Origin of the sequence: Paenibacillus sophorae (genome assembly GCF_018966525.1) — a bacterium.
Taxonomy (GTDB): Bacteria; Bacillota; Bacilli; order Paenibacillales; family Paenibacillaceae; genus Paenibacillus_AQ; species Paenibacillus_AQ sophorae.
Genome location: NZ_CP076607.1, coordinates 2,142,660 through 2,168,327, shown reverse-complemented (window position 1 = coordinate 2,168,327; position 25,668 = coordinate 2,142,660). Strand labels below are relative to the sequence as shown.

Genomic DNA, 25,668 nt, shown 5'->3' with positions numbered 1-25,668 from the left:
CTCTAACTAAGAACAAGGCCAGCTAAATAACCGGCCTTGGTATCTTCTTCCGATCTTATTCAATTGAGGGAAAAAGTTATTCGGCAGGAACTGTAATCTTTCCGTCGATGATTTGTTGTTTGTAATCGTCCACTTTAGCCAGGATATCGGCGCTCACGTTGGCTTTGGAAGTTTCCGGCAGACCTACACCGTTGTCTTTCAAGCCGAGCACGGTAGTTGTGCCGCCTTTGAAAGTACCGTCGATGACTTGCTTGGAAACGACTCTAACCGCTTCGTCAACACGTTTAACCATAGAAGTCAGTGTTACGTCGTCGCCAAATTCGATCGATTGGTCCTTATCTACGCCGATAACCCATACTTTGGCGCCGCCTGCTTTATTGCGGGATTTGGCTTCGTTGAACACACCGTTGCCTGTTGCTCCTGCAGCCGGGAAGATGATGTCGTTGCCTGCGTCATACAATGTAGCCGCCAACGATTTACCGATATCAGGCTTGTTATAAGCACCGGCATAAGTAACCGTTACTTTTGCGCCCGGATTAACCGCCGTAACACCCGCTTTGAAGCCCGCTTCAAAGCGTTTGATTACCGGGCTTTCCATACCGCCGATAAAGCCAACTTTATTCGTCTTAGTAGTCAGACCTGCAACAACACCGACCAGGAACGATCCTTCGTTCTCGGAGAAGGTAACGGACTCAACGTTAGGAGCATCCACTACATTGTCGATGATGGCCAGCTTGGCGTCAGGATTCTCGCCCGCAACTTTTTTAATGGAGTCACCCATGTCAAAGCCAATGCCCCAAGTCAGAGCATAACCGTCTTTAACAAATTGGTTCAGGTTCGGCTCATAGTCCGCATTGGAATTACTTTGCAGATATTGAACCTTCACACCACTTTCTTTCTCAAGGGCTTGAAGGGCTTCCCAAGCGGATTGGTTAAACGATTTGTCGTTTACGCCGCCAACGTCGGTAACCATACCGATTTTGATGTTGGAGTTATCCGTAGTAGCTTCACTGGAGCCCGTGTTGGTTTCAGTATTGGCGCTTGCATTAGTGCCTGCGTTTCCGGACGCGTTGTTATTGTCGCTTCCGCAGCCAGCCAGAATGACCGTGAAAGCAAGCAGCATAACAAGAGACAGCTGGTAAATTTTTTTCATTGATTGTGATCCCCCTTAAAGAAATTGGATGTCTTCTGTATTCTCATTTGGACCTTGGACATGCCATTGAATCAAATTATAACGGGTAAAAACGGTAAAATCCAGTAAATTAATGACCTGCGGTTAATAAAAATTTGCTTTTCCCTTAAATCAAGCGTTTACTTTAACCTCCTATGTCAATTTTTATATCATATTGATGTTATATTGTATGGAATATCCAATTTCTCCGTCATAAGCACCTAATAATAGTATTGCAAAATAAAGGGAACTCCATTATTATATATGCCTATCATGCCAAGGAAAGGAAGCCAATCATGATGAGTGAATCATCCCAGCCAGCAGCTCCAGCTTCGAAATACTGCCGAGAATCACGTGTATTCAAAACAGGACGGGTCTTCCCGAACGATATTAACAACCACCAGACCCTGTTCGGCGGCAAGCTGATGAGTAACATAGATGAAGTCGCCTCTATCTCCGCGATGCGACACTGCCGATGCAGTGTCGTTACCGCCTCCACTGACTCCGTCGACTTTCTGTCCCCGATCCGGCCCACCGATTCATTCTGCTTCGAATCCTTTGTGTCCTGGACCGGCCGCACCAGCATAGAGGTATTCGTTAAGGTCATAGCCGAAAATTTATATTCAGGTGAGCGCACCGTGGCGGCCACTTCCTTCCTCACCTTTGTGGCCATCGGGCCTGACGGTAAACCGGCCCCTGTACCGGGTGTTATCCCCGAGACGGATGAAGAGAAGCTGGTCAGCGATTTGGCGGAGGAACGGTCGGAGCAGCGTAAAGTCAGACGCGCCGCCAGCAAGAAGCTGGCCGGCCAGCTTATAACGACAAAGTACTGGGAGTAAACAGCTTCACTCTTCAAAAATTTTCACAAAAAAAGCACCGCTTCACGGGAAATTCCCGGAGGCGGTGCTTTTCATATAACAGGCAGTTGCTTACGCGTTGATCTTCTCTTTAGCTACGGTAGCCAGCGAGTTGAATGCGTTCAGATCATTTACAGCCAGGTCAGCCAGCATTTTGCGGTTGATGTCCACTCCGGCCAGCTTCAGGCCGTGTACCAGCTTGTTGTAGGACAGGCCGTTCAGACGGGCTGCAGCGTTGATACGAACGATCCACAGTCTGCGGAAGTTGCGTTTGGTTTGACGACGGTCGCGGTAAGCGTAAACCAGCGATTTCATTACTTGTTCTTTAGCGGTTTTGAAAATGCGGTGCTTGGAACCGAAGTAGCCTTTTGCCAGTTTCAGTACCTTTTTATGTTTACGACGAACGACGAAGCCGCCTTTAACTCTTGCCATATTAATAAACCTCCCAAAAATTGTGTAATAAAAACTATTTCAAGTTAGCCAGGCCTTGCTTCAGACGTCTTACGTCGCCGGGAGCCATTTCAGGGTTGGTTCCCAGAACCCGCTTAGCGCGCTTGGACTTGTGGGACAGCAGATGGTTTTTGTACGCTTTGTAGCGCGTTACTTTACCTGTTCCGGTAATTTTGAAGCGGCCTTTCAGGCTGCTGTGAGTTTTCATTTTAGGCATTGTGTTTCCTCCTCAATAGTTATGCTGCTTGTTAAGATGGTTTGGGTGCCAAAATCATAATCATGCTGCGGCCTTCCAGCTTAGGCTGGCGCTCCACAACGGAAATCTCGGCCACTTCCAATTTGACGCGCTCCAGAATTTTCTGACCGATATTCGCATGGGTAATTTCGCGTCCGCGGAAGCGGACGGAGCATTTTACCTTGTCGCCTTCATTCAGAAACTTGACCACATTACGGAACTTGGTCTGATAGTCATGTTCTTCAATGTTGGCACGGAACCAAACTTCCTTGATGTCCACGATCTTCTGATTCTTACGGGCTTCCTTCTCTTTCTTCTGCTGCTCGTAACGGAACTTGCCGTAATCCATGATGCGGCATACCGGCGGCTTCGCCTGCGGCGCTACATTGACTAAATCCAGATTAAGATCGATTGCCATTTGCAACGCTTCGCGGATCGGTTTAATCCCGATTTGTTCTCCCTCCGCACCAACCAAACGAACTTCTCTCGCCCGAATCTCATCATTGATCATATGGTCCTTACTGATAATTCTCCACCTCCGGATCTGATTGGCTAATAGATATAACAGCTTCTACCCAATTAAAAAACGGGCGCCGGAAATTACCGACAACCCGTTTGATCAACGTTCATGAACGAACAGCATTCATAAAGCATTGAGATCAAAACCAGCCGGCTGTTAGCCGATCAGGTGAGAAGCCGGTGCTTCTGCTTGCAATCTCTAATTAATTTAGCGCACTTGAATAGTTTACACTATCCGGTTTAGTAATGTCAACCATTTTCTCAAACGTTATGCAAATACAGTTACGTTGCTCTAACCCTGCTTGCTTTGAACTTCCTCCAGACGCACGACGCGGGTATGCTTCGTATGGCTCCATTGTTTGTTGTTTTGCGTAAAGAATGCGTAGAACGTAATCGGATACCATGAAATCAGGTAAATCGGGAACAGCAGCATATAGGCATACACCTTTTTGAACGTTACCTTTTCAAGAATCATCGATACGAAAAAGGTAAACACATTGGCGGCTATGGCGACATAGCTTAGCCATAAAGGCAGGTAGCCGTACAGGTTGGCGATATGCGGACCACCCAGCAGCGAACTGTCGATCCACATCACCGCGGTCATGAGGAACGTGAGCAGGACAATATAGACGTTGACGCCGTATAGGGCCAGGTCAAACTTGGTCAAGCTTCGTTCTTTAATACTCTGCCACAGCAGAGGGAAGAAATAACGGCGGGCGACGGTAAAATGTCCTTGCATCCAGCGAAGCCTCTGTCTGGACGAGGCCTTGAACGTAAGCGGCTTCTCGTCAAACACTTTGGCGTCGTAGTTGAACTCCGGATATACGCCCTTCGACGCGCTGCGCATGGTGAACTCCAGGTCCTCTACAAGACTGGTTGCTCCCCAGCCCATTTCCTTTAGCAGATTCGTTTCGAAGCACATGCCCGTTCCGCCAAGGAAGTTGGCCATACCCAAATTGTGACGCGACAGCTGCCACAAACGGTTAATATACCAGTAAGAGATGCCATAGGCTGCGGTAATCCAGGAATCCTCCGGATTCTTCGTGTCGATGTAGCCCTGAATGACTTTTGCGCCGGAACAGAGATCATTGTTCATCTCCATCAGGAAGTCGGTATGGGCCAGATTATCGGCATCGAACATCACAACGGCGTCGTACTGGCGCGGCATGTCCCAAAGTTTCCCCAGCATCCACTCGATTGCGTAGCCTTTGCCTCTCAAATTATTGTTGGTGCGGACGCAGGCAGTCATGCCATGCTCCCGGACAATGCGGGCCGTTCCGTCCGTACAGTTATCGCAGATGACGAATACGTCGTATAGTTCCTTCGGATAATTCAGCTGCTTCAGGTTTTCCATAAGCGCCCCGACCACTTGTTCTTCGTTATGCGCGGCTACGAGCACGGCAAATGATTTTTCCGGCGGGAAAAGCTTTTTCTTCTTCTTCTTGTGCAGTCCGAACAACGAGAAGCCAAACTGATAAACCGCAATTAGCGCCAAGACCACTTGGAGCGTCACAAAAATTGCATCTGTCATGATCCTTCGATGCCCCCTTTTTCTGTCAGGTTCTTTTTCTCTGACCTTTGAACGTAATAAATGACCCTTTTGTTGCAATTCTAAACGACAGACATGGAACATACCTTTGTCCTCAGCGGGTCCCGCTCTTTGTTATATATGCCGTCCATATGGAGTTTCTGCTTGCGTTCCGGATTTTACAAAACGCATTATTTTCTCTGTTACCATATAAACGTGGGAAGTCCGCTTGAACCATTGTACGGCTTAAAGGCATCCAAGTCAAAACTGTCATTTTTCGTGCAATATCGACCTTTTTCTTGAAATCGGTTCGTGCAAAAAAGTATGATGAAGATAGTTGTACAGGCTAAAGCGGGTTATCCTAATTAACGCCGTTAATCCGGCGGCCGTTATTAGCGGGGGGACCACTATGAGAACTAAAATGTTAAAACTGCTTACTGCAGAGCAGCGTCTGTTTCACTGGATCAACGGACGGCTGCACAACCGTTATCTGAATTTCTGGCTTTTCTATCTGACTCATCTGGGCGGAGCGACCGCCAGCATCGGGATCAGTCTTCTGGTATGGGTGCTTGCCCCTCATACGCTGAGGCTGCCCGCCCAGCAGGCTCTGATCGCCCTGGCTGTCAGCCACCTACCCGTGGCCGTCGCCAAAAGAATGTATCCCAGGGTCCGCCCTTATCTGGCCCTGCCCGGAACGAATACGTTCCGCAATCCGCTCAAGGACCATTCGTTTCCTTCTGGGCATACGACGGCAATCTTCGCTTCCACAGTGCCTTATGTAGCGGCTTTCCCCGTCCTGGGTTTCGTGCTGCTGCCGCTTGCCTTATCGGTTGGATTCTCGCGGATCTATCTTGGACTCCATTATCCTTCCGATGTGGCGGCAGGCGCACTGATCGGCAGCGCGGTTGCGGCCGGTACGGTTGCATTATGGAGTTAAAGCCCATAACTCAGGACCTATGACCAAACGGGGGCAGGTGAACATCGCCGGAAATCATTAACCGCCTTACCACGCTTGCCCTGTACCGGCTTTTTTATACCCGTATGAAAAATATTGTTCAGCAGCCTGCAAAGCAACTCGAAGCATCTTTGAAATGTTGGAGCAACAAAAAGAGGGTCCTGCCGGCCTAAGCCAAAGGACCCTCTTTTTGTTATAGGAATACTATCTGCTCGGCGGATGCCTTGATTATTCGACCTGCGGCATTGCCGGTAATAGTCTGTACTTATCCAGACGAGAGGCTTGATTGCGTTTCAGCGCTTCCGCTCCGACAATCGCCTCGCAGCGGTGGATCTGAACGCCCTGGCCGACAAATTTCGTTTCGTATTCGGTCATGACGTGCTCTTCATTGATCCCTCCCGCATGAAGATCGAGTGAAATATTCGACATCTGCAGACCGAAGTCGGCAAAGGCGTTCAAGGAAAATTCAAACAGACTGCGCGAATCCGTCTTCAAATGAATTTCTCCCAAACCGTCTAACAGCCCACTATACTTATCCAAGAAACGGGGATGCGTCAATCTGCGGCGGGCGTGCTTTGTTTTGGGCCAGGGGTCGCTGAAGTTCAGATAGATGCGCTGCAGCTCTCCCTCAGCGAACACTTCTTCCGCATATTCGATATTGGCCAGCGCGAGCTTCAGATTCGGCGGCGTTTTCAGACCTTCCGGTTCCCATATATTCCGCGCCTTTTCCGCCGCCCGGCGGATCAGCTCGTCATACATATCCACTCCGATAAAATTAATTTCGGGGTATTTATGGCTCATCCGGCTGATAAACTGCCCCTTCCCCATTCCGAACTCGACATAAATCGGGCGGTCGTTGCCAAAGAGCGCGGACCATTGTCCTTTATGTTTGCGAGGATCGAGCACGACCAAATCGGCCTGCTGCACGAGACTTTCACGTATTCCTTTTCTTCCGCGTAAACGCATGTTTACTCCTTTCACTTATCGACAAGTTACGATCATGATTACTGCAATATTGTGACTAACTTGCTCCGAAAAGTAAAGATGCAAAACAGAAAAGAGAAAGGAATTTCCCCGTTCCGCTAGGCTCAGCGAAACTCAAGGAAATTCCTTCCGTGTTGTATTTGGAATTGGGGTCCCTAATTTCAACAATTCATAGTCTATCTTGCTTCTGAACTAAAATCAAATGTCTTCTCGAAAGCATTGCGAATTTTGCGCTGCGCTTCCGTCTTGATCTTCCGATTGCCTTTAAATTCCACTCCTGTGAGCGCAAGAGCCTCGTCAGGAGTCAGTTGGACATCGATTGGACCTCTGCCTTCAGGATATACGGCTTGAGAATTCATGTTCGATCACCTCACGGTTAATTGTATGGACCACGGCGACAGGGGATTATGAATTCCTTCTTTCATACTGATGACGATAATCATTTTTACACTCAAAATATAACATGATGTGTAAGTAATTTCAAGTGAATTTCCTCCTGCTGAAGACCCATTTTTAAAATAAGTATGAGTTATCATTAGCATGCGGCGAAGCGATTACAACCCTGTGAATCCGCCGATGTTTTGGTCAGATTGCCTGAGCGCCATGTCCTGTTACGCTCGCTCCCTTTTTTTGATACAATGGATTCGGGTAAATCATTACTTGCAATTAAAGGAGACATCCATGACTATACTAGAAGCCCCTTCCACAGCCTCGCTGTGGGGAGATAAACGATTTCATACCTGGAACTACGAAATGCGCGAACAGTTTGGCGATAAAGTGTTCAAAGTCATGCTGGACGCCGGCTTCACCTGTCCCAACCGCGACGGCTCAATTGCCAAAGGAGGCTGCACCTTCTGCAGCGCACGCGGCTCGGGCGATTACGCCGGAAGCCGACGCGACGATCTGGTCACCCAGTTCGGAAGCGTCCGCGACCGCCAGCATCTGAAATGGCCGAACGCCAAGTACATCGGTTATTTCCAGGCATATACTAATACGTATGCGCCGGTTGAAGAGCTGCGGGAGTACTACGAGGTCATTCTGGAACAGCCAGGCGTTGTCGGATTGTCCATCGCCACCCGTCCCGACTGCCTTCCGGATGATGTTGTCGATTATCTGGCGGAATTGAACGAACGTACTTATCTATGGATTGAAATGGGCTTGCAGACGATTCACGAGTCCACCTCACACCTCATTAACCGGGCGCATGATACGGAGTGCTATCGCGAGGCTGTCGAAAAGCTGCGCAGCCGGGGCATCCGGGTCTGCACGCACATTATTCACGGTCTTCCGCAGGAAACGCACGAAATGATGCTGGAGACGGTGTCAGCCGTATCGCAGATGGATGTGCAGGGGATCAAAATCCATCTTCTGCACCTGATGCGGAAGACGCCGATGGTTAAGCAGTATGAAGCCGGACTGCTTCGTTTTCTGGAGCAGGATGAATATGTAAAGCTCATCGCCGATTCATTGGAAATGCTGCCTCCGGAAATGATCGTACACCGTCTGACCGGGGACGCCCCCCGCGATCTGCTGATCGGTCCGATGTGGAGCCTTAAGAAATGGGAAGTGCTCAATGCGATCGACGACGAGCTGAAGCGCAGAGATACCTGGCAGGGCAAGTATTGGAGAAAACGCTGATGGGCTTTCTATCCGTGCTGAGCTTCGCCCATAAAATGGTAGAAGAGCGCCTTTCCCCGGGCGAGCGCGCCGTGGATGCCACGGTGGGAACCGGCGCGGACACCTTGTTCCTTGCAAAGAAGGCGGGGCCAAAAGGCGAGGTCTACGGCTTCGACATTCAGCCCGAGGCTTTGACGCTTGCCGGGGAGCGCCTGCGCCGCGCCAGGGAGGACGAAGGAGGGGACGCCCTTGCTCCTTCGACTCTTCTATTGAAGAGCCATGCCGAGATGGCTGACGTACTGCCCCCTTCGTGGCGCGGCAGCGTCGGGGCGATCATGTTCAACTTCGGCTATCTCCCATCGGACGACGCGGACAAGAGCGTGATTACTTTGCCGGACAGTTCGGTTGCCGCGCTCGGGGTCTCCCTTGAACTTCTCCGGCCCGGAGGGATTGTAACAGCGGTCCTGTACCCCGGACATCCCGGTGGCGGGCTGGAAGCGGAAGCGGTTGAAGCCTGGGCGTCCGCCGTTCCGCAGCAAACGGCCAGTGCCATCGTGTACCGCCAGCTTCAACGCAGAACGGCTCCCTATGTTATCGCGCTTGAGAAAAAGAAAGGTTAAGATAACTAAATCTGATTTGGAGAGGACGATGGATCTATGACACTGCCTTATCCTTTAAAATTTCAACCGGAATTCAAAGAACGCGTCTGGGGCGGAAGAGCCCTTGAGAAGTTTGGCCTCGGCCTCCCTGAAGGCCATATCGGCGAAGGCTGGATGATCGCCGACCACCCAAACGGAACCTCGTCCGTCGTAAACGGCGAGCTCGCGGGACAGGGCCTGGACCAGATCCGCGAAGCCTACGGACGTGAATGGTTCGGCAGCAAAGGCTATTCCGAGCACGGTGGAAGATTCCCTCTATTGATAAAGCTCCTGGATTGCAACGACAACCTGTCCGTTCAGGTTCATCCCACCGACGACTATGAGCGGCTGCCCAAAGGCGAATTAGGTAAGACTGAAATGTGGTACGTTCTTGACGCCAAGCCGGACGCCAAAATCATCTACGGCCTCAAGGAAGGCGTGAACCGCGAAAGTCTGCGCCAAGCGCTGGAAAACGGAACGGTTATGGATCTTCTTCAGGAAGTGCCGGTCTTGGCAGGGGATACATTCTATATTCCAGCCGGTACGGTGCATGCTCTGTGCGCGGGCGTGGTCGTAGCGGAGATCCAGCAGAACTCGGACACGACATACCGGATTTATGATTACGACCGGCCCGGCCTTGACGGCAAGCCGCGCGAGCTGCATATCGAGGATTCGCTGAACGTGACTGCTTACGAAGGCGCAGGCGCAACTTCCATGAAGACGGATAGCGCCGTACCTGGAGAATGGCTGCAGCTGGCGGAATCGCCATATTTTATCGTGGAAAAAGGCATTGTAAGCGGCAATTGGAGCCTTGTAACCAACCCGGAGAGCTTTACTGTACTGGTTATTTGCGAAGGAAGCGGGCACCTGATTTGGGAAGGCGGCTCCCAGCCGTATTCGGCGGGTGAGTGCTATCTGCTCCCGGCTAATCTGGGCACTTATACCATAGAAGGGCAGGCTACCTTGCTCCGCTCGTATTTGCCTTAAGCCTTATTGGGCCTATATACGACGCTTCCGGTTTGGAAAATGAAGCATCTTCGCTCTGCCCTGCCGCTTGTTATTAGGAGGAAAAACTGGTGACGGAACATTCCTTTACGATGACCGATCCTCTCGGAGTCCCCATTCATGTGTACGAATGGCTGCCGGAGGCCGAAGGCCCCGTCCGGGGTATCCTTCAAATCTCGCATGGCATGTGCGAGACGGCCGCCAGATATGCCCGCTTGGCAGGCCGGTTGAACGCCGCGGGCTACGCGGTGTATGCGGGAGACCACAGGGGACACGGCAGAACCGCGGGAAGAATCGATTTGCTTGGTGATGCCGGATCCGATGGCTTCTATTGGATGCGCCGCAACCTTCTTCAGATTGCCGCCATCGCATCGGGCAGACATCCGGGAGTTCCCGTATTTCTGCTCGGGCACAGCATGGGTTCTTTTCTGACGCAGAAGCTGATGTGCACGCCCGGGAGCGAAGGATATGCGGGCTATATTTTAAGTGGAAGCAACGGCCCCCGCGGGATGCTGCGGCTGGGAGAGACGCTTGCAAAGGCCCAACTGAAGCTGATGGGGGAGCGGCATCGCAGCGTGCTGCTGAACGGCATCGTCTTTGGCCCCTACAACCGTTCATTCTCCCCTTCCCGCACGGCCTTCGATTGGCTGAGCAGCGACCCCGAGGAGGTCGACCGGTTTATAGATGATCCGTACTGCGGGGCGATTTGCACGACCCGTTTCTTCCGGGATTTCTTCCGGCTGCTGCAGGATATCCATACCGGAGCCGTGCTGGATTCTCTATGTAAGGACAAGCCGGTATATTTGTTCTCCGGCGAGAAGGACCCGGTCGGTATGAACGGCCAAGGGATCCTTCGGCTCGCAGAGCTGTACCGAAAGTTCGGCGTAAGCGATCTGGAGGTGCGGCTGTATCCGGAAGGCCGGCATGAAATGCTGAATGAAAAGAACCACGATCTGGTTACAGACGATCTGCTCGATTGGCTGGTCCGCCATCTTCCCCCCGGACAAGATCTGCTTCGGACGTAGCGGGGAATATCCGTATGAAAACACAAAGACAGGCCTCGTCTGCGTTGACGAAAGACCTGTCTTTTTCTACGATTGCCCTAAAATTTGCTGCTATTTCCGTCCCACAAACAGACCGTGATTGCTGATGCCAAGAATGGACGGCTCGGAGCATGTTTTTAGATGATATTGATGAGTCGAACTGTTCCTCGCTAAACCCGTTAACAGTGTCCCTCATAATTACGCCTATACCGTCCGTTGCCGCATGTTCCAGCTTATCCGCCCCATGATCACCCAGCAACTGCTCGATTTCTTCGGGTGTATGAAAATACGCATATGTCCAAAAACAGTCCTCATCCGCCGAGCTGATTCTGCCCTCTTCCAGAAATTTCGCCATCCACCGACTGGTTAGGAAACGGGAGTCACCCTTCACCAGATATGGGAACATAAAAAACTTGTTAATATAAGCAACCGCCAAAATCCCGCCAGGCTTGAGCACTCTCAAGCATTCGCTTATACATTTGCGCTGGTCCGCCCGTTCCCTGAGATGATACATCGGCCCCAAACAAAAAACGGCGTCAAAGCTGCCCGGCTCAAACCCGGAGAGATCCGTCGCATCCGCTGCTTCAGCGGTCATATCCGTATAGCCGCCGCTCTCGATCTTGCTTTGTATAATCTCAACATGCTTCGGAGTAAGATCAGTCGAGATGATCGAACTCCCTTTATCCGCATAATAAAAAGAATAAATCCCCGTTCCAGCGCCAAGGTCTAGTATTTTATGCTCTGCCGATATGTATTTGTCCAAGACATGCGTATAAACTCAAGCTTTCTGGCATTATCCGTCGTCAGTCTGGATGCTTCATCATAGCCGTCATAGTAGCGTATTACCGATTCCACAAAACTTCCTCCCCTGGAAAAAAACTTCAACGCACGTATACCCTGGCTGCTTTAATGGCAATAGCCAACCCTTTGGCAGATTGGCTTATTTTGTTTTTTTACGTCTCACTCTGCTGCGCTTTCTCCTGCGGATACGGATAATGCATACCTTACTGGATGTATGATAGACCAGTTTTCCGGGTCCGGCTTGATCAAATTCCGTACGGGCGTCTTCGTCTGCAACCGCGCGGATCGGCTCAACCTCATCTATAAATCTTCTGGTACCCTCCTGATGAAATTCAAGGACGGAAAACAAAACAAACTGGTTGGGAAACAACTGTCTCATTTCTAGCCACTTCATCCCACAATTCCCCCTTGCTCCTGCGGCTTAATCCGCTCAGTATCAAGCGCCGCGCTCAATGTCTCGTTCGAGTTGAACACAGTTTACCACCTTTTGGAACAACTTTACAGCTTCAAAATATGTCACATCCAGAAACAGGCAACACAAGGTATACTCCCCCTTATAACAGGGAGGGATGAACGTGGACGATAAAAGAGACGACCTGCGGCAGATTCTGGATTATTACAACGCGGGACCGGAAATCAAACGGCTTCAGTCGGGGATCGGCGCCATTGAATGGGAGCGGAGCAAACAGATCATCTCCCGTTACTTGTCCGACCGGCCTATGGTGATCTACGATATCGGCGGCGGAGCCGGGGCCTATTCGAGATGGCTTGCCGAATTGGGGCATGAGGTTCATCTGTTCGACCTATCCCCCGCTGCCGTGGAGTACGCCATTGCTCTTCAATCATCGGGCGGCATAGCCCCGGTACACCGGATCGAGACCGCGGACGGGCGGAGAATCGCACGGAGCGGCGGAAGCGCCGACCTTATTCTGCTGATGGGACCGCTGTATCACCTGACTGAGAGAGACGAACGTTTGGATGCTCTAGAAGAAGCGTTCAGACTGCTCAAACCGGGCGGAACGCTGCTGGCCGCCGCCATTTCAAGGTTCGGGTCCACTCTCTGGGGTCTGTCCGTTTACGGACAAAAGAACGATATTCTTGAGGAACAGCATTTTATGTCGATGATCGAACGCGAACTTGCGGACGGCCAGCATATCCGGCCCGAGGAATATCCAAATTTCATTGCAAGAGCATTTTTTCATCTGCCGAATGAATTGAAGGAAGAAATCGAAGAATCCGGATTCTATCACCTAAGCACCGCCGCTGTAGAGGGGCCGGTCTGGATCGTGCCCGCTTTGGCGGAAAAATGGGGCAACCCGGAAAGCCGTGCGGCGCTGCTGAGGATCAGTTCCATCGTTGAAGAGCAGAAAAGCCTGCTGGGAATGAGTCCGCACCTGCTGGCTGCCGCCAAAAAGCGCATTTAGACTTTAGGCCTCCCACGGAATCACGGCAAGCTCCGGCCATCTGCTCTTCCACTTCTCCGCCTTGGCGTAATACGCGCTTTCCGTAACCAGCGTCTTGTTCGGTCTGACGATCAGCCGGAACAAGTCTTCCAGGCCGAAAGGCGCGTAGATCCGCCAGCTTCCGTCCGGCTCCTTCCGAACGCCAAGTGATGAAGCTGTTGTCGGCCAAGTGCCGATCGCCGCCTCCAAAGTAGCGTAAGGCGAAAGAGGGACGCCGAACCGGCCGGGATACCACAGGTGAACGCGGGCCTGATTCTTGATGTCGACAGGAAAGGGAAGCTCCGCGAAAAGACGCTTTCCCTGCTCCACCACCTCGTTCTCCGCCTCGTAACCGAGGTCGCCGTCATCGAAGTATACGATATCGATATCCGAGATCCCGTACATCGGCGGCCTGCCCGTAAGCTCGTTCCAGACCGTCTGCACCAGGCAGCCCGCACCGATATAATACGGATACGGACTGAGGCTTCCCGCTCGTTCGAACAAATATCCCAACCAACCGCTCCGTTCAAAAATGCCGGTCAGCCGGTTCCGCAACTCCTGCGTTTCGTTCATCGCTATTCCTCCCCGCGTGACTTTGTGGGCATGGACAACGTTATCCGCACCGGGCAGCGGGTATTGCAGTATTTTCTGCGGCCCTATCGTTCCGATCCGCCGCAGACCGTTGTCCCGGAAGCCCGCCGATAAATAGAGCCGCTCCGCCGGAATATTCCGTTCGTTCACGACAATTCCTTCCCAGCCATGCAGTACAAAAAAACCCACGGCTTTGTCGCCGTCCACAACAACCACCGCATGCCGGTTAACGTCTTGCAAGGCCGGTTCCAGCGTATCGGCGGGCATTCCCGTGAACTCCTCCGCTCCTTCGGAAGGAAGAACGCAAGCAGGCTTTCCTTGTACTTATCCTCATATTCAACCAGTCGAACCGTACTGCTCATCGGCATGAAGCCTCCTTATGGTTCCCTCCACTGAAGAAGTTCGAATGCTCTAAAGCTGACGCCCTCTGCCTACTGGAGAACCCGCTGAACCGGCAGGTCATAAACTCTGGGCTTCTGACTCTCATCCTGCTGGTACAGCACAAGCAAGAGGGTACTTCCGGCGTCCTGCGGCAGCATTCCGGCGCCCGGTGATTCCGTGTCTCCGCCGCCGCTTGCTCCTGCCTTCAGACCGCTGATGGAAGCCAGCGCCTTAGTCAGCGGAAACGGCAAAATCTCCAGCGCCGCGTATTTTTGCAAATCCCGTTCACTGATTTCCGCCGCTGGCGCTTCCGCAGTCAATTTTCCTGCCGTTTCGCCGGACACAGCCGCCAAAGCGCAAGGGTCGCCAAGAAGCCCAGGCCGCTCGGCAATCTCCCGGATATAGCGTCCCCATTCATTTTTGCCAAGCACCGGCTCCCACCACACTTTGCGCGGCTTGTACTTGTGGCCGAGGAAATAATCGAGCTTCATGAGGCCCGTTATAATCACCATCTGCGGCGTGCCGCGCTCAAGCAGAAATTCGTTCAGCCGGGTGAACAGATCCTCCAATTGATGCCCGATCTTTTGCCAGCCCCGGACTTCCCAGTAATCGCCGAACTCCTGGAAGAAGTCGAAAGGGGACTCAAAAATATGGCGCATCAAATACTTGACCGTATGGTCCAGCCGGTGACTGTTCCAATATTTTTCCAGCACATCTTCAAGCCGCTTCAGCCGTACGATGTCCGAGAACGGCATCACATGGCTGCTCAAAATTTCATATGGCGCATGCTCCATGTAGACATAGTCGTACTTGGCTGCCTGGGCGCGCAGTCCGGTGCCGCGCAGCATTTTGAGAAAGCCGAGCTGAAGCTCCTCCGGCTCCATGGCGAACACGTCGTTGAAGGTCTTGCGGAAAGTCGCGTAATCCTCCATCGGCAGGCCCGCAATCAGATCGAGATGCTGGTCGATATTGCCGCTCTCCTTGATTTTCATCACCGTGCGGGACAGCTTGGCAAAGTTCTGGCGCCGCTTGACCAGCTCATTCGTCTCGTCATTGGTGGACTGCACCCCGATCTCAAACCGGAAAATGCCGGGAGGCGCATTCTGCGCGAGAAAATCCAGCACCTCGGGACGCATGATGTCGGCGGTAATCTCAAACTGGAAGACGCAGCCGCCATGATTGTCAATCAGAAACCGGAACATTTCCAGCGCGTACTCGCGGTTGATGTTGAAGGTGCGGTCCAGAAACTTGATCGTTTTTGCTCCATTCTCAATCAAATACAGCAAATCCGCTTTGACCCGCTCAATATCGTAATACCGGACGCCCACCTCAATGCTGGACAGACAGAACTGGCAGTTGAACGGGCAGCCCCGGCTTGTTTCAAAATAGGTGATTCTTTTGCCTAAATCCGGCAGATCCTCCGGAAAACGGTGCGGCGTGGGCAGCGTGTTCAGGTCGCTCTTCGGACGCGGAGGGTTCACGATTATTTCTTCTCCCTTGCGATAAGACGCCCCGTATACAAAATGGAACTTACGACCGTCCCGCAGCTCCTGCAGCAGGTGATGGAACGTCTCTTCCCCGTCGCCGCAGACGATGAAATCAATACCCGGTTCGCGGTTCATCCAGTACAGCGGCTCATAGGACACTTCCGGTCCCCCAAGAACTATCGTTACGCCCGGCATGATTTTCTTCAGGATGCCGATCAGCTTGACCGTCTCCTCGATGTTCCAGATGTAGCACGAGAACCCGATTACGTCCGGCGCTTTCTGAAACAGGTCGGATACGATGTTCATCACCGGGTCCTTGATCGTATACTCCGCCAGCTGAATGTCGAATTCATGCTGACTGTAAGCCTTGAGCAGACGGATGGCCAACGAGGTGTGAATATACTTGGCGTTCAATGTGGCCAGGACGATCTTCATGCTGCATATGCCCCTTTACGATTCATTGGAATACAATTCGCTTTGAAAAAAATCCAGAAATTCCTTCCCATACTTCCGGTATTTCACTTCCCCGACGCCCTTAACCTTCATCATTTCTTCTTCCGTTTGAGGGCATACCACGCTCATCTCCCGAAGAGTGGCGTCGTTGAAAATAATATAAGACGGCACATGCTCCCGGCCCGCCAGCTCGCGGCGGATCAGGCGCAGCTGCTCGAACACCGTCTCGTTGACGGCCGACGGCGAGAGATCGCGGCTCCGGCTGCGGTCCCTGCCGCCAACGGACGGCCTGGTCGGCCGGGCGACGCGCTGCCGCACCTCCCGCTGCCCGCGCAGTACCTCGGCTGCCGGCTGCTGAAGCCGCACGACCGGGTACTGGCCTTCGGACAAGGCCAGATAGCCTTCGGAAATCAGCACATTGACGATTTCCGTAATTTCTTTCTCGGTGCGGCCGGACATGGCGCCATGGGTCGGCAGCTTGTCGAAGCCGTACTGCAGCACCTTCTGGCTGCGCGAGCCCTTCAGCACGGACGACACCAGCGCCACGCCGAAACGCTCGCGCATCCGGTGGATGCAGGAGAAGATCTTCTGCGCGTCGATGGTCATGTCAACGAGCTCGCGCTCATCCGTGCAGGAGCTGCAAATGCCGCACGGCTTGTCCCCGTGGACCTCGCCGAAATAGTCCAGCATGGCGCTTCGCAGGCACCGGGTCGTATAGCAGTAATCGATCATCTGCTGAAGCTTGCGGTATTCATTCTGTTTACGCTCCGAGTCCTGCGGGTTCTGCTCAATCAGGAACTTCTGGGTCATGATATCCTGCGCGCTGAACAGCAGGATGCACTGGCTCGGCTCGCCGTCCCGCCCTGCGCGGCCCGCTTCCTGGACATAAGCCTCCATGTTCTTAGGCATATTGTAATGGATAACATACCGCACATTCGACTTGTCGATCCCCATGCCGAAGGCGTTGGTCGCGACCATCACGCGGATATCGTCGTACAGAAACGCCTCCTGGCTCTCGGCCCGCTCGTCGTCGCTCATGCCGGCATGGTAGCGGCCCGCCGCGAATCCGGCATTCCGCAGACGCTGGTACAGGTCGTCGACCTCCTTGCGGGTAGCCGCGTACACAATCCCCGGCTGGTGGGCATGCGAAGCGGCATACTCCAGCACGAACTCCTTCTTGTTCTCGCCCCGCAGCACCGACATCGCCAGATTGTCGCGGCCAAGGCCCGTCACAAAGACGTCCGGACCCCGCAGACGCAGCAGCCGGAGCATATCCTCCATAACCTCCGGCGTCGCTGTCGCCGTGAAGGCCGCCAGAATCGGCCGCTCCGGAAGCTCCTCCACAAACGGCGATACCGCCAGATAGCTGGTGCGGAAATCATGCCCCCACTGCGAGACGCAGTGCGCCTCGTCCACCGCGACGCAGGAAATGGACAGCTCCGCCATTTCCAGGCGGAACCAGTCCAGCTCCAGCCGCTCGGGCGCGACATAGAGCAGCTTCAGCTCGCCCCGGCGGGCGGCGCGGATGCGCTCGTTCACCTCTTTGCCGGTTAAGGTGCTGTTGATATAAGCGGCTGGGATACCCGCCGTCGTCAGCGCGTCGACCTGATCCTTCATCAGGGAGATCAGCGGCGAAACGACGAGCGTCAAGCCTGGAAGCAGCAGCGCCGGCACCTGGTAGCAGATCGATTTACCGCCGCCGGTCGGCATAATGCCGAGCGTATCGCGGCCTTCAAGGAGACTCGCGACGATTTTTTTCTGGCCCTCCCGGAAATCGGGATAACCGTAATATTTCTGCAGCATTTCCTGCGCATATTCCATCGTAAGCTCTTGCGGATTCATAGTTCAAAACTCCTTAAACACTGTCTTTCTTTAGTTTACCGGACTTTGCCTTGATGGGGCAACCGCTCCTTGATGAAATGGAGCCCGCCTGTTTATTTTCGAGCGCTCCAAAGTTAAGATGAGAGCAAGAGGTGAAGAAGATGTCCAATTCCCTGCTGACCAAAAAAGCGTTGGCTCATTGTCTTAAAAAACGGATGGAGCATATCCCGCTGAATAAAATCTCCGTAAAACAACTGGTAGACGATTGCGGGCTGAACCGTCAGACGTTTTACTACCATTTTCACGATATTTTCGAGCTGCTGGGCTGGATATACCAGAAAGAGGCTGTCGAAGGGATTGCCGAGTACAGAGACTACAGCACATGGACGGAAGGATTTTATAAAATATTTCTCTACATCGAGAACAACCGCGCGTTCTGTCTCAATACGCTGGAATCGCTTGGGCGGAACCATCTGGACGCCTACCTTTACTCCGTTACGAATGATCTTATAATGGGCGTAATTAATGAACTGGCCGCCGGTATGCGGGTGAACGAGGATGACAAGCAATTTATCGCCAATTTCTATACGCTGGCATTTACCGGCCTGCTTATCCAATGGATGAGAGACGGCATGAAGGAAAGCCCGAAGCTCATTATTGAACGGCTGAGCGGACTCCTTGAAGGACATTTTATTAAAGCTCTTCATAAATACGAGAAACAGCCGTCTTAGCCTCCGGGCCGGGACGGTTGTTTCAATTGGTGAACCTCCGGGAATTTTGTCGCAAAACTCTACATTTCCGCTCAAGTGACCAATTTTTATACACTCGGGCGGGATTGACGATACCGCGCGCAGCGGGCATGTATTACATTGAACATGTGCTCGGCGAGCAAGTTTCAACGCTTTTGCGGGCGGTGCATGGAAGCATTCAATATTCATGTGGAGGCGACTGTCAGTGAAACAGGAATACGAAAACAAGCAGGTTTATTTTGTCGGCGGAGGTATCGCGTCCTTGGCGGGCGCCGCTTTTCTCGTTAGAGACTGCGACTTCCCGGGAAGCGGCATTCATATTATCGAAGAAATGAACATTCTGGGCGGCAGCAACGACGGCGCAGGCAGCGAGGAGCACGGCTATGTCATTCGAGGCGGACGGATGCTGAATGATGAGACATACGAGAATACATGGGATCTCCTGATGTCGATTCCCTCGCTGGACCATCCCGGCCAATCGGTGCGGGAAGAGATCATTGCATTCGACAATGCGAATCCGACGCATTCCAACGCCAGACTGGTGAACGCTAGCGGCGAAGTGGTCGACGTGCTGTCGATGGGCTTCGATATGGCCGACCGGCTCAGCATGGGCAAGCTGATCATTACGCCTGAGGAACAAATGGGCAAAGCGCGCATCAGCGACTGGTTCGGCCCGCATTTTTTCACGACGAATTTCTGGTATATGTGGGCGACGACGTTCGCGTTCCAGCCCTGGCACAGCGCGGTCGAACTGAAGCGGTACATGATCCGGTTCATGCATGAATTTCCGAGAATCCAGACTCTGGAGGGCGTAACCCGCACCCCGTACAACCAGTACGATTCGATTATTTTGCCGATGAAAAAATATTTAGAGGACCATGGCGTCGACTTCACGCTGAAATGTACCGTGACCGATCTGGAGTTCAAGGAAGATAGCGGCATTACCGTAACGGGCCTACATGTCGTACAGGGCGGAGCTGAAGAGCTAATCGAGGTCAAGGAAGAAGATTTGGTCATTATCACGAACGGATCGATGACGGAAAGCTCCAGCCTTGGCTCCATGACCTCCGCTCCTCGCCTGAACGAGAAAGGAAGCTCCTGGAAGCTGTGGGAACGCATCGCCGCGAAAAGACCCGGGCTCGGCAATCCTTCTTCCTTCGACGACCATATCGAGGGCTCCAAATGGGAATCGTTCACGGTGACGTTCAGCGATACCGTCTTCTTCGATCTGATGGAACAATTCTCGCGCAACCGCGCGGGCACCGGCGCCCTGGTCACGTTCAAGGATTCGAGCTGGCTGATGTCGATCGTGCTCGCGTACCAGCCGCATTTCCGGAATCAGCCGGAGCATGTCCGGGTATTCTGGGGCTATGGCCTGTATCCCGACAAGGAAGGCGACTTCGTAAAGAAGAAAATGTCCGACTGTACCGGGGAAGAAATCATGACCGAGCTGCTCGGTCATCTGCATTTCGAGGAGCACAAGGAGGCCATTATGGCGACGGCGAACTGTATTCCGTGCATGATGCCGTTCATCACCGCCCAGTTCATGCCTAGAGCCATCGGCGATCGGCCGAAGGTCGTGCCGGACGGCTCCACCAACCTGGCGTTCATCGGCCAATTCTGCGAAATTCCAGACGACGTCGTGTTCACCGAGGAATACTCGGTCCGGACGGCAAGAATCGCTGTCTATACGCTGCTTGGACTGAACAAGCCGATCACTCCGATCAATCATTACCAGTACGACGTTAGAACACTGCTTGCGAGCCTGGTCACTTCGTTTCGGTAAGGCTTTGGTTGCGGGAACTTGTCCATTCTTCCACGACCAAAAGGGGAGGCGCACGCTGCGTCTCCCCTTCCACTTAATGTGCGTGTGCGGCCCTTTGGCGTTACACGCTGCAAGAACCGTCCGCGCAGCCGTTACCGCCGGATGCGTCAGCAGAGCCGCCGATCACCCGGAGCGCAGGCTCCTCCTTCTCCTCACTCCAGACCTGATCCAGCACCTCGGAGAATACCGGTCCCGGCTGGGCTCCCGAAATGGCGTACTTGCCGTTAAACACGAAGAACGGAACGCCGGTAATGCCGAGCCGCTGCGCGGCCGCGATATCCGCATTTACTTCATCGGCGTAAGCGTCCGAATTCAGCACGGCTACCACCTCTTCCTTATCCAGTCCGGCTTCCGTCGCAAGCGTCGCCAGCACTTCACGGTCGCCCAAATTCAGCCCGTCCGTGAAATAGCCATGCATCAGGCGTTCGGTAAGCTCCGCTTCAAGCCCCTTCGTCTTCGCATAATGCGCCAGTCGGTGGCTGTCATAAGTATTGGCGTGAATTACCGTGTCGAATTTGAAATCAAGGCCCACACCCAGCGCCTGATCCGCAACCTGCGCGTTCATCGTCTTGGCCTGCTCTACGGTTATGCTGTATTTTGCGGCGAGCAATTCATGTATGCTTTTGCTGGTCGGAGCTGCCTCCGGGTCAAGCTGAAAGCTGTGATATTCGACTTCCACCTTGTCACGTTCGGGAAACTGGCTCAGCGCATGTTCAAGCCGTCTTTTACCTATATAACAGAAAGGACAGACGTAGTCGGACCAAACCTCTATTTTCATTGGAAGACCTCCATTGACTGCTGATTTTTTAATACTCACATACAATTATATAGTACAATTGCGGAATTACCATCTTTATTGAGGTCTACGTCAAGGTACTCACCTCGAGATTAACTCGAAATTTAAACTTTTGGGAAGTCTGGAGTTGACATTTATTGCTGCAAGCATGAGCCGTGACCCCCTTGGCGCTCCAACATCAAGGCTCCAACATCAAGGGAACCGAAGTCTAGTTGGTGGTGATTTTAGTTAGCGTCTTGCATGCCTGCTAAAGTGCAGGTTTTTTCGATCAAAAGCGTTTGTTAGCAGAAAAAACCTCCGATTGTGCAGGAATTTAAAGCTGTGCCGACTGCATTTAAGCTTGGATGGGAAAATAACTGTATATTGGCAGGTATTCTATCCAGCGAAAGTTCCAAGGCCGACAAAGATGTACAATTTCAGGTTTTCTGCATAATTTGGTTCATCGCGCCTCGCTGAAGTTCGTACCGAACAACATGTTTACCCGTCGCTCCGGTTGCCGCAGTAAACCATCCTTTCCAGCAGAGTGCTTGCAGCATTCGAACGGCTGTGCGATGGTTGATGCTTAAATGAGTTTCCACATCGATCGGTCGAAGGGGGCGGGCAAGCATGCAGGCCAGGCGAATGATTTCCCGTTCCGCCACACTGTTCAAGTTAACCGGAGAAGACTCCGACTGAAAGCGGCTAAGCACCATGCGCAAAAGTGTGATGGTCCGTTCAGGATGATGAGCAACGTCGTCATAAGCAAAAGAGATGACCTGGAAACCCATAGCAGCTAAAAAAGTTTCCCGGTTCAGTTCGTTGCAATATTTTTTTCTGTCCATATCGGTGACATGCGGACCGAAACCTTTGATTTCGATGATCAGCTTCGCAAACGGTGTAATCCAGGCAAAATCGCAGAAATAGGATAGCCCCCGCCAATCAAGAACTTCGTATTCCGGATGCAAATTATTGAAATTTCCTTGAAGGGGCCACCAAATGTTGCAGCAAAATAACTTCTCGGCGTCCCTATGCCCCCGCTCCAGGCGGCCTTTTCGTTCTCCCGTTCTGCTCCGCAAATGGTGCCAAGGTAAACGCCGCATGTGCTTCCTCAACATTCATACTGATCATCCCCCTCTAAAATGACAAAAAACGCCCCGGCCCATTCGGTGTGAATGGATCGGGACGTTCTTCGTCTCATACAATGTAGTTTAACGTAAACTCGATCATTTCGCCATTATAGCCTGTTTGCCAGCAGACAATCGCTACGAATTTTTGACAGAAATTTTAAAAGGAGCACGAATTGTCATGAAAAATAATACCCCGCCGCGTCCCATCTGAGTTATGATAGAAATGATGTGACCAAGAATCTACTTTATGGATGGTGGAACATGTTCAAGAACAAAAAAACGGCGCTGCTCCTCGCCGCACTAATCATTATTATCGCCGCTGCCGCGGGAGCATGGCTGTTTATGGGCAATAAGGGAGACGATCAAGCCAACTCGGCGCAGGACGGCGCTCAGACGCCGGCTAACGGTGAAACGAAGTCGCTGTCGCAGCAGTTTTATATTTACGATACGGTAGTGAATATCAAGATTTATGGAGACACGGTTTCACAAAAAAATATGGACGATATCCAGCAGCTGCTGGAACGGATGGATATGGAATTCAGCCGGACGAAGGAAGGCGGCGAAATCTACAACGTCAACCTCGCAGCCGGCAAGAATGCGGTTGCTGTATCGGACGAGACGCTGGATGCCGTGAAGCAGTCCATCAAGTATGCCGAGGAGATGGATGGCCTGTTCGATCCGACTATCGGCCCGCTTGTGGACCTGTGGAATATCGGCAATGGCGGAGAGAAGGTTCCTCCGCAGGCCGAGATTGACAAGGCGAAGAGCCTGACCAATTACAAGGATGTCATCATCGACGAGCAGGCCAAGACGGTCAAGCTCGCAAAAGAGGGAATGGTGCTCGATCTCGGGGGCATCGGCAAAGGCTATGCCGCTGACCGGATCGCCGATTATCTAAAAGAACAGGGTCTGGACAGCGCGATGATCAACCTTGGCGGAAGCAGCATTATCGGCCTGGGAACCAAGCCCGGCGGCGCACAGTGGAACATCGGGCTGCAGGACCCCGACAAGAGCCGTGGCACTCAGCTCGGAACGATCAAGATCAGCGATGAAGTCATCGACGCGTCCGGAGTATATGAACGATTCTTCATGCAGGACGGCGTAAGGTATCATCATATTCTCGATCCGCGGACGGGCTATCCCGGGCAGCTTGGCCTCAAGAGCCTGACGATCATGAGTCCGAACGCGACCGATGCGGATGCTCTGTCCACCGGCGTGTTCCTGATGGGCTATGAAGACGGGCTGAAGTACCTGGAGTCGCTGCCGGAAAAGGTCGAGGGATTCTTTATTACCGACGATAATAAAATTTATGCCACCCCGGGTATCCGGGAAAGGCTTGTGCTGACGGACCCGACGTACAGCTTCGGGAATTGACGAAAGCGGCGGCTGTTCTTTTACCGGGGCAGGAAGCGCCACAGCTCGCGATTTGCATAGAAAGGGAGACCGGATTTCTATTTCCGGTCTCCCTTTCTGCATCCAGCGTAACTTTGGCTAATCGTCCCTTGTGGACCCTTGTATCGGCAGCAGCTCGCCGCCTATCTGCCCCTTCATTCGAGGCTGTACGGGCGGTCACCTGCCGACCTTTGGGCAGCTCTCAATATCTGTCCACGACGGCGCCGAGTACGGCGGTGCGGACATAATCAATATCTGTCCGTGACAGCGCCCAGCACAGCACCCCGGACATAGGGCTGCCCGTTCAGGCTTTGCAGCCCTTTGGCGGTCCCAGTGACGACAACGCCCAGGAGGCGGACATCGCCTGCGTCCGGTTCGGCTTTATCTTTTTTCAGGTAATTGTAGATACGCTCGTATTCGCTGTAGTATTTGCCTTTCTCGTGAAGGCCGCCCTTTAACGTCTGAATAAAATCTCCCGGCTCCGCCTTATCCCAGTCCGGCCTGATTCCGAAACCGTACACCCCGAAAGACGGCGACATGGGCAGCGGATAGCTTATGTTTCCGTTTCCGTCCTTAAAAGGCTTGAAATGAAAATTCGTCCGGTCATCATACGTATCGACCCAGTACCATACCGGTCTGACTCCCGCGGGCAGCATCGCCTTTACCTCGGCAAAGGAATAATCCTTATCGAAGGACAGCGCCATTTCCACAAGCTTACCGGATTCCATCCGGCTCAATGCGGATAGGTCGTTCAGCACCTTGCCGTTATAATTCACGCCCGGCACATAGAACGCCAGCTCCCTCTGCCCATTGTAAGGGTTGTACTGCCGGTAGTACTCGTACCCCTGCGCCTTCATTTGCGGATCGGTCACGGTCAGGCCTCCGGTTCCTCCGTAGGTCCCACTAAAATTCGGGAAGTTTGTTACCTGATAATTGCTCCAATATTCATTCCACGGTATGGGCACGCCCTCCACAATTTTATATGTGTCCAGCTCCAGAACACCCGACAGGAATCCACTTTGATTTTTGTACCCCGATTCGTACTCGTTCGGCTTGCTGATCGACATATATCCCCATTCGTCCATCCATGCCTTGTTCGCCTCTCGGCCCGTCAAATGGAAGACACCAAGCAAGATGGCAAAGATCACAATCATGCTTGAGACCAGAGATACAGCGATAATGACGAGATTTCGCAACAAAATTCTCCGTTTGGCTTTTTTAATCGTTTTCGTAAGTTCTTGATCCTCCTGTCCTTCCCAGGGAGCGGTCATCTATGCCTCACCTCCGTAATAGTGTTGGAATTGCTGCCTTGCGCGGTACAACGAAGCTTTCACCTTTCCCTCGCTGATGTCCAGAAGGGACGCTATCTCCCGATAAGACAGTTCCATTTCGTATTTCATCAATATCAGCTGTCTGTGCACAGGATTCAGCTTCCCGAGAACGCGTTCGATCAGGTCTTTTTGCTCCCGCCTCAGCAGAGTCTCTTCCGGCAGTTCGCTCTCCGAAACGGCATAATCCCCGGGTTCTTCGTCATATTGAAGTCGCTTCTGCCTTCGGCACAGATCATAATAGCGGTTGATCGCAGCCTTATACAGCCAAGCGCTGAACTTGCGTTCGTCGATCGCTTCAAGATACAGCAAGGCTTTGTAAACCGTGTCCTGCACAATGTCCTCCGCATCGGCGGCGCCAGCGCCCAATCGGATTAAATAACGGCGGATTTCCGCCATTTTAGGTTGAAGCAGCTGCTCCAGGTGCCCGGGCCCCATCCTGCACCCCCTTTCGCTGATATAACGATCGAACTCCCGGAATGTTGTCGCTGTGC

26 protein-coding genes are annotated in these 25,668 nt (G+C 52.6%); 10 read left to right on the top strand and 16 right to left on the bottom strand.

The genetic code is table 11. The features are described from left to right. Window positions 1-76: 76 nt before the first annotated feature. Entirely contained in the window at window positions 77-1,153 is a 1,077-nt protein-coding gene (locus tag KP014_RS10330; protein WP_036587795.1) for a BMP family lipoprotein, read from the bottom strand. A gap of 314 nt (window positions 1,154-1,467) precedes the next feature. Here KP014_RS10330 and KP014_RS10325 point away from each other — a divergent pair, with 314 nt between their 5' ends. Beyond that, window positions 1,468-2,010: an acyl-CoA thioesterase gene (locus KP014_RS10325; protein ID WP_425517267.1), complete on the top strand. Its 543-nt coding sequence runs from the start codon at window positions 1,468-1,470 to the stop codon at window positions 2,008-2,010. Between the two features lie 90 nt (window positions 2,011-2,100). Here the strand turns inward: KP014_RS10325 and rplT are convergent, their stop codons facing one another. The 4 genes from rplT to KP014_RS10305 form a co-directional block, all read right to left on the bottom strand. Further along, the gene (rplT, locus tag KP014_RS10320) at window positions 2,101-2,460 is read right to left on the bottom strand and encodes a 50S ribosomal protein L20 (protein ID WP_025333812.1); all 360 of its coding nucleotides are present in this window, start codon (window positions 2,458-2,460) and stop codon (window positions 2,101-2,103) included. A 34-nt stretch (window positions 2,461-2,494) separates the two neighbouring features. Beyond that, on the bottom strand, window positions 2,495-2,695 hold the full coding sequence (gene rpmI, locus KP014_RS10315) for a 50S ribosomal protein L35 (RefSeq protein WP_025692214.1): 201 nt from the start codon (window positions 2,693-2,695) through the stop codon (window positions 2,495-2,497). A gap of 31 nt (window positions 2,696-2,726) precedes the next feature. Further along, the gene (infC, locus tag KP014_RS10310; RefSeq protein ID WP_036587783.1) at window positions 2,727-3,224 is read right to left on the bottom strand and encodes a translation initiation factor IF-3; all 498 of its coding nucleotides are present in this window, start codon (window positions 3,222-3,224) and stop codon (window positions 2,727-2,729) included. A 300-nt stretch (window positions 3,225-3,524) separates the two neighbouring features. Beyond that, the gene (locus tag KP014_RS10305; RefSeq protein ID WP_036587780.1) at window positions 3,525-4,763 is read right to left on the bottom strand and encodes a glycosyltransferase family 2 protein; all 1,239 of its coding nucleotides are present in this window, start codon (window positions 4,761-4,763) and stop codon (window positions 3,525-3,527) included. Between the two features lie 406 nt (window positions 4,764-5,169). Here KP014_RS10305 and KP014_RS10300 point away from each other — a divergent pair, with 406 nt between their 5' ends. Continuing rightward, window positions 5,170-5,697 carry a phosphatase PAP2 family protein gene (locus KP014_RS10300; RefSeq protein WP_036587778.1) on the top strand — a complete coding sequence of 176 codons (528 nt, stop codon included), beginning with the start codon at window positions 5,170-5,172 and terminating at the stop codon, window positions 5,695-5,697. Window positions 5,698-5,943: 246 nt separating this feature from the next. On the opposite strand, the gene trmB is transcribed toward KP014_RS10300, so the two are convergent. Together trmB and KP014_RS10290 are read right to left on the bottom strand one after the other, a co-directional pair. Then, window positions 5,944-6,681: a tRNA (guanosine(46)-N7)-methyltransferase TrmB gene (gene trmB, locus KP014_RS10295; protein ID WP_036587776.1), complete on the bottom strand. Its 738-nt coding sequence runs from the start codon at window positions 6,679-6,681 to the stop codon at window positions 5,944-5,946. Between the two features lie 194 nt (window positions 6,682-6,875). After that, complete coding sequence (locus KP014_RS10290; RefSeq protein WP_036587773.1) at window positions 6,876-7,058, bottom strand: hypothetical protein; 183 nt, start codon at window positions 7,056-7,058, stop codon at window positions 6,876-6,878. Window positions 7,059-7,380: 322 nt separating this feature from the next. On the opposite strand from KP014_RS10290, the gene mnmL reads away from it, so the two are divergent. The 4 genes from mnmL to KP014_RS10270 all read left to right on the top strand — a co-directional run bounded on the left by mnmL (window position 7,381) and on the right by KP014_RS10270 (window position 10,984). After that, the gene (gene mnmL / locus KP014_RS10285; protein ID WP_036587771.1) at window positions 7,381-8,337 is read left to right on the top strand and encodes a tRNA modification radical SAM protein MnmL/YtqA; all 957 of its coding nucleotides are present in this window, start codon (window positions 7,381-7,383) and stop codon (window positions 8,335-8,337) included. Further along, the gene (gene mnmM, locus KP014_RS10280; RefSeq protein WP_036587769.1) at window positions 8,337-8,936 is read left to right on the top strand and encodes a tRNA 5-(aminomethyl)-2-thiouridylate-methyltransferase MnmM; all 600 of its coding nucleotides are present in this window, start codon (window positions 8,337-8,339) and stop codon (window positions 8,934-8,936) included. Before mnmL ends, mnmM begins: the two co-directional genes overlap by 1 nt. Before the next feature lie 36 nt (window positions 8,937-8,972). Continuing rightward, on the top strand, window positions 8,973-9,941 hold the full coding sequence (locus tag KP014_RS10275) for a type I phosphomannose isomerase catalytic subunit (protein WP_036587766.1): 969 nt from the start codon (window positions 8,973-8,975) through the stop codon (window positions 9,939-9,941). 89 nt (window positions 9,942-10,030) lie between these two features. Further along, on the top strand, window positions 10,031-10,984 hold the full coding sequence (locus KP014_RS10270; RefSeq protein WP_175491821.1) for an alpha/beta fold hydrolase: 954 nt from the start codon (window positions 10,031-10,033) through the stop codon (window positions 10,982-10,984). On the opposite strand, the gene KP014_RS10265 is transcribed toward KP014_RS10270, so the two are convergent. After that, the gene (locus KP014_RS10265) at window positions 10,917-11,765 is read right to left on the bottom strand and encodes a class I SAM-dependent methyltransferase (protein WP_036602550.1); all 849 of its coding nucleotides are present in this window, start codon (window positions 11,763-11,765) and stop codon (window positions 10,917-10,919) included. The two genes, KP014_RS10270 and KP014_RS10265, sit on opposite strands and share 68 nt — an antisense overlap. 177 nt (window positions 11,766-11,942) lie before the next feature. After that, window positions 11,943-12,197 (bottom strand): hypothetical protein, encoded by a 255-nt coding sequence (locus tag KP014_RS10260; RefSeq protein ID WP_036602547.1) that lies wholly within the window; start codon window positions 12,195-12,197, stop codon window positions 11,943-11,945. A 181-nt stretch (window positions 12,198-12,378) separates the two neighbouring features. Here KP014_RS10260 and KP014_RS10255 point away from each other — a divergent pair, with 181 nt between their 5' ends. Next, window positions 12,379-13,227: a class I SAM-dependent methyltransferase gene (locus KP014_RS10255; RefSeq protein WP_246590693.1), complete on the top strand. Its 849-nt coding sequence runs from the start codon at window positions 12,379-12,381 to the stop codon at window positions 13,225-13,227. A gap of 3 nt (window positions 13,228-13,230) precedes the next feature. Here KP014_RS10255 and KP014_RS10250 read toward each other — a convergent pair whose 3' ends face one another. From KP014_RS10250 to recQ, 3 genes are all read right to left on the bottom strand, one after another. Beyond that, window positions 13,231-14,103, bottom strand: a complete 873-nt coding sequence (locus KP014_RS10250; RefSeq protein ID WP_246590692.1) for a nucleotidyltransferase family protein — start codon at window positions 14,101-14,103, stop codon at window positions 13,231-13,233. Window positions 14,104-14,267: 164 nt separating this feature from the next. Then, the gene (locus KP014_RS10245; protein ID WP_036602539.1) at window positions 14,268-16,139 is read right to left on the bottom strand and encodes a B12-binding domain-containing radical SAM protein; all 1,872 of its coding nucleotides are present in this window, start codon (window positions 16,137-16,139) and stop codon (window positions 14,268-14,270) included. A 15-nt stretch (window positions 16,140-16,154) separates the two neighbouring features. Next, window positions 16,155-17,999: a DNA helicase RecQ gene (gene recQ, locus KP014_RS10240; RefSeq protein ID WP_216700488.1), complete on the bottom strand. Its 1,845-nt coding sequence runs from the start codon at window positions 17,997-17,999 to the stop codon at window positions 16,155-16,157. A 140-nt stretch (window positions 18,000-18,139) separates the two neighbouring features. Between recQ and dhaS the strand changes: the two genes are divergently transcribed. Together dhaS and KP014_RS10230 are read left to right on the top strand one after the other, a co-directional pair. Next, a complete protein-coding gene (gene dhaS, locus KP014_RS10235) occupies window positions 18,140-18,709 on the top strand; it encodes a dihydroxyacetone kinase transcriptional activator DhaS (RefSeq protein ID WP_036590330.1) in 570 nt (189 codons plus the stop codon). 223 nt (window positions 18,710-18,932) lie between these two features. Then, complete coding sequence (locus KP014_RS10230) at window positions 18,933-20,513, top strand: oleate hydratase (protein ID WP_216700487.1); 1,581 nt, start codon at window positions 18,933-18,935, stop codon at window positions 20,511-20,513. A gap of 100 nt (window positions 20,514-20,613) precedes the next feature. Here KP014_RS10230 and KP014_RS10225 read toward each other — a convergent pair whose 3' ends face one another. Further along, entirely contained in the window at window positions 20,614-21,330 is a 717-nt protein-coding gene (locus KP014_RS10225) for a DsbA family oxidoreductase (protein WP_036592268.1), read from the bottom strand. Window positions 21,331-21,764: 434 nt separating this feature from the next. Further along, window positions 21,765-22,403 carry a DUF559 domain-containing protein gene (locus KP014_RS10220; RefSeq protein WP_343223084.1) on the bottom strand — a complete coding sequence of 213 codons (639 nt, stop codon included), beginning with the start codon at window positions 22,401-22,403 and terminating at the stop codon, window positions 21,765-21,767. A 312-nt stretch (window positions 22,404-22,715) separates the two neighbouring features. Here KP014_RS10220 and KP014_RS10215 point away from each other — a divergent pair, with 312 nt between their 5' ends. After that, complete coding sequence (locus KP014_RS10215) at window positions 22,716-23,828, top strand: FAD:protein FMN transferase (RefSeq protein ID WP_036604241.1); 1,113 nt, start codon at window positions 22,716-22,718, stop codon at window positions 23,826-23,828. A gap of 266 nt (window positions 23,829-24,094) precedes the next feature. Here KP014_RS10215 and KP014_RS10210 read toward each other — a convergent pair whose 3' ends face one another. Next, window positions 24,095-25,117, bottom strand: a complete 1,023-nt coding sequence (locus KP014_RS10210) for an anti-sigma factor (RefSeq protein WP_051500273.1) — start codon at window positions 25,115-25,117, stop codon at window positions 24,095-24,097. Continuing rightward, window positions 25,118-25,612 carry an RNA polymerase sigma factor gene (locus KP014_RS10205; protein WP_036597859.1) on the bottom strand — a complete coding sequence of 165 codons (495 nt, stop codon included), beginning with the start codon at window positions 25,610-25,612 and terminating at the stop codon, window positions 25,118-25,120. Between the last annotated feature and the right edge of the window lie 56 nt (window positions 25,613-25,668).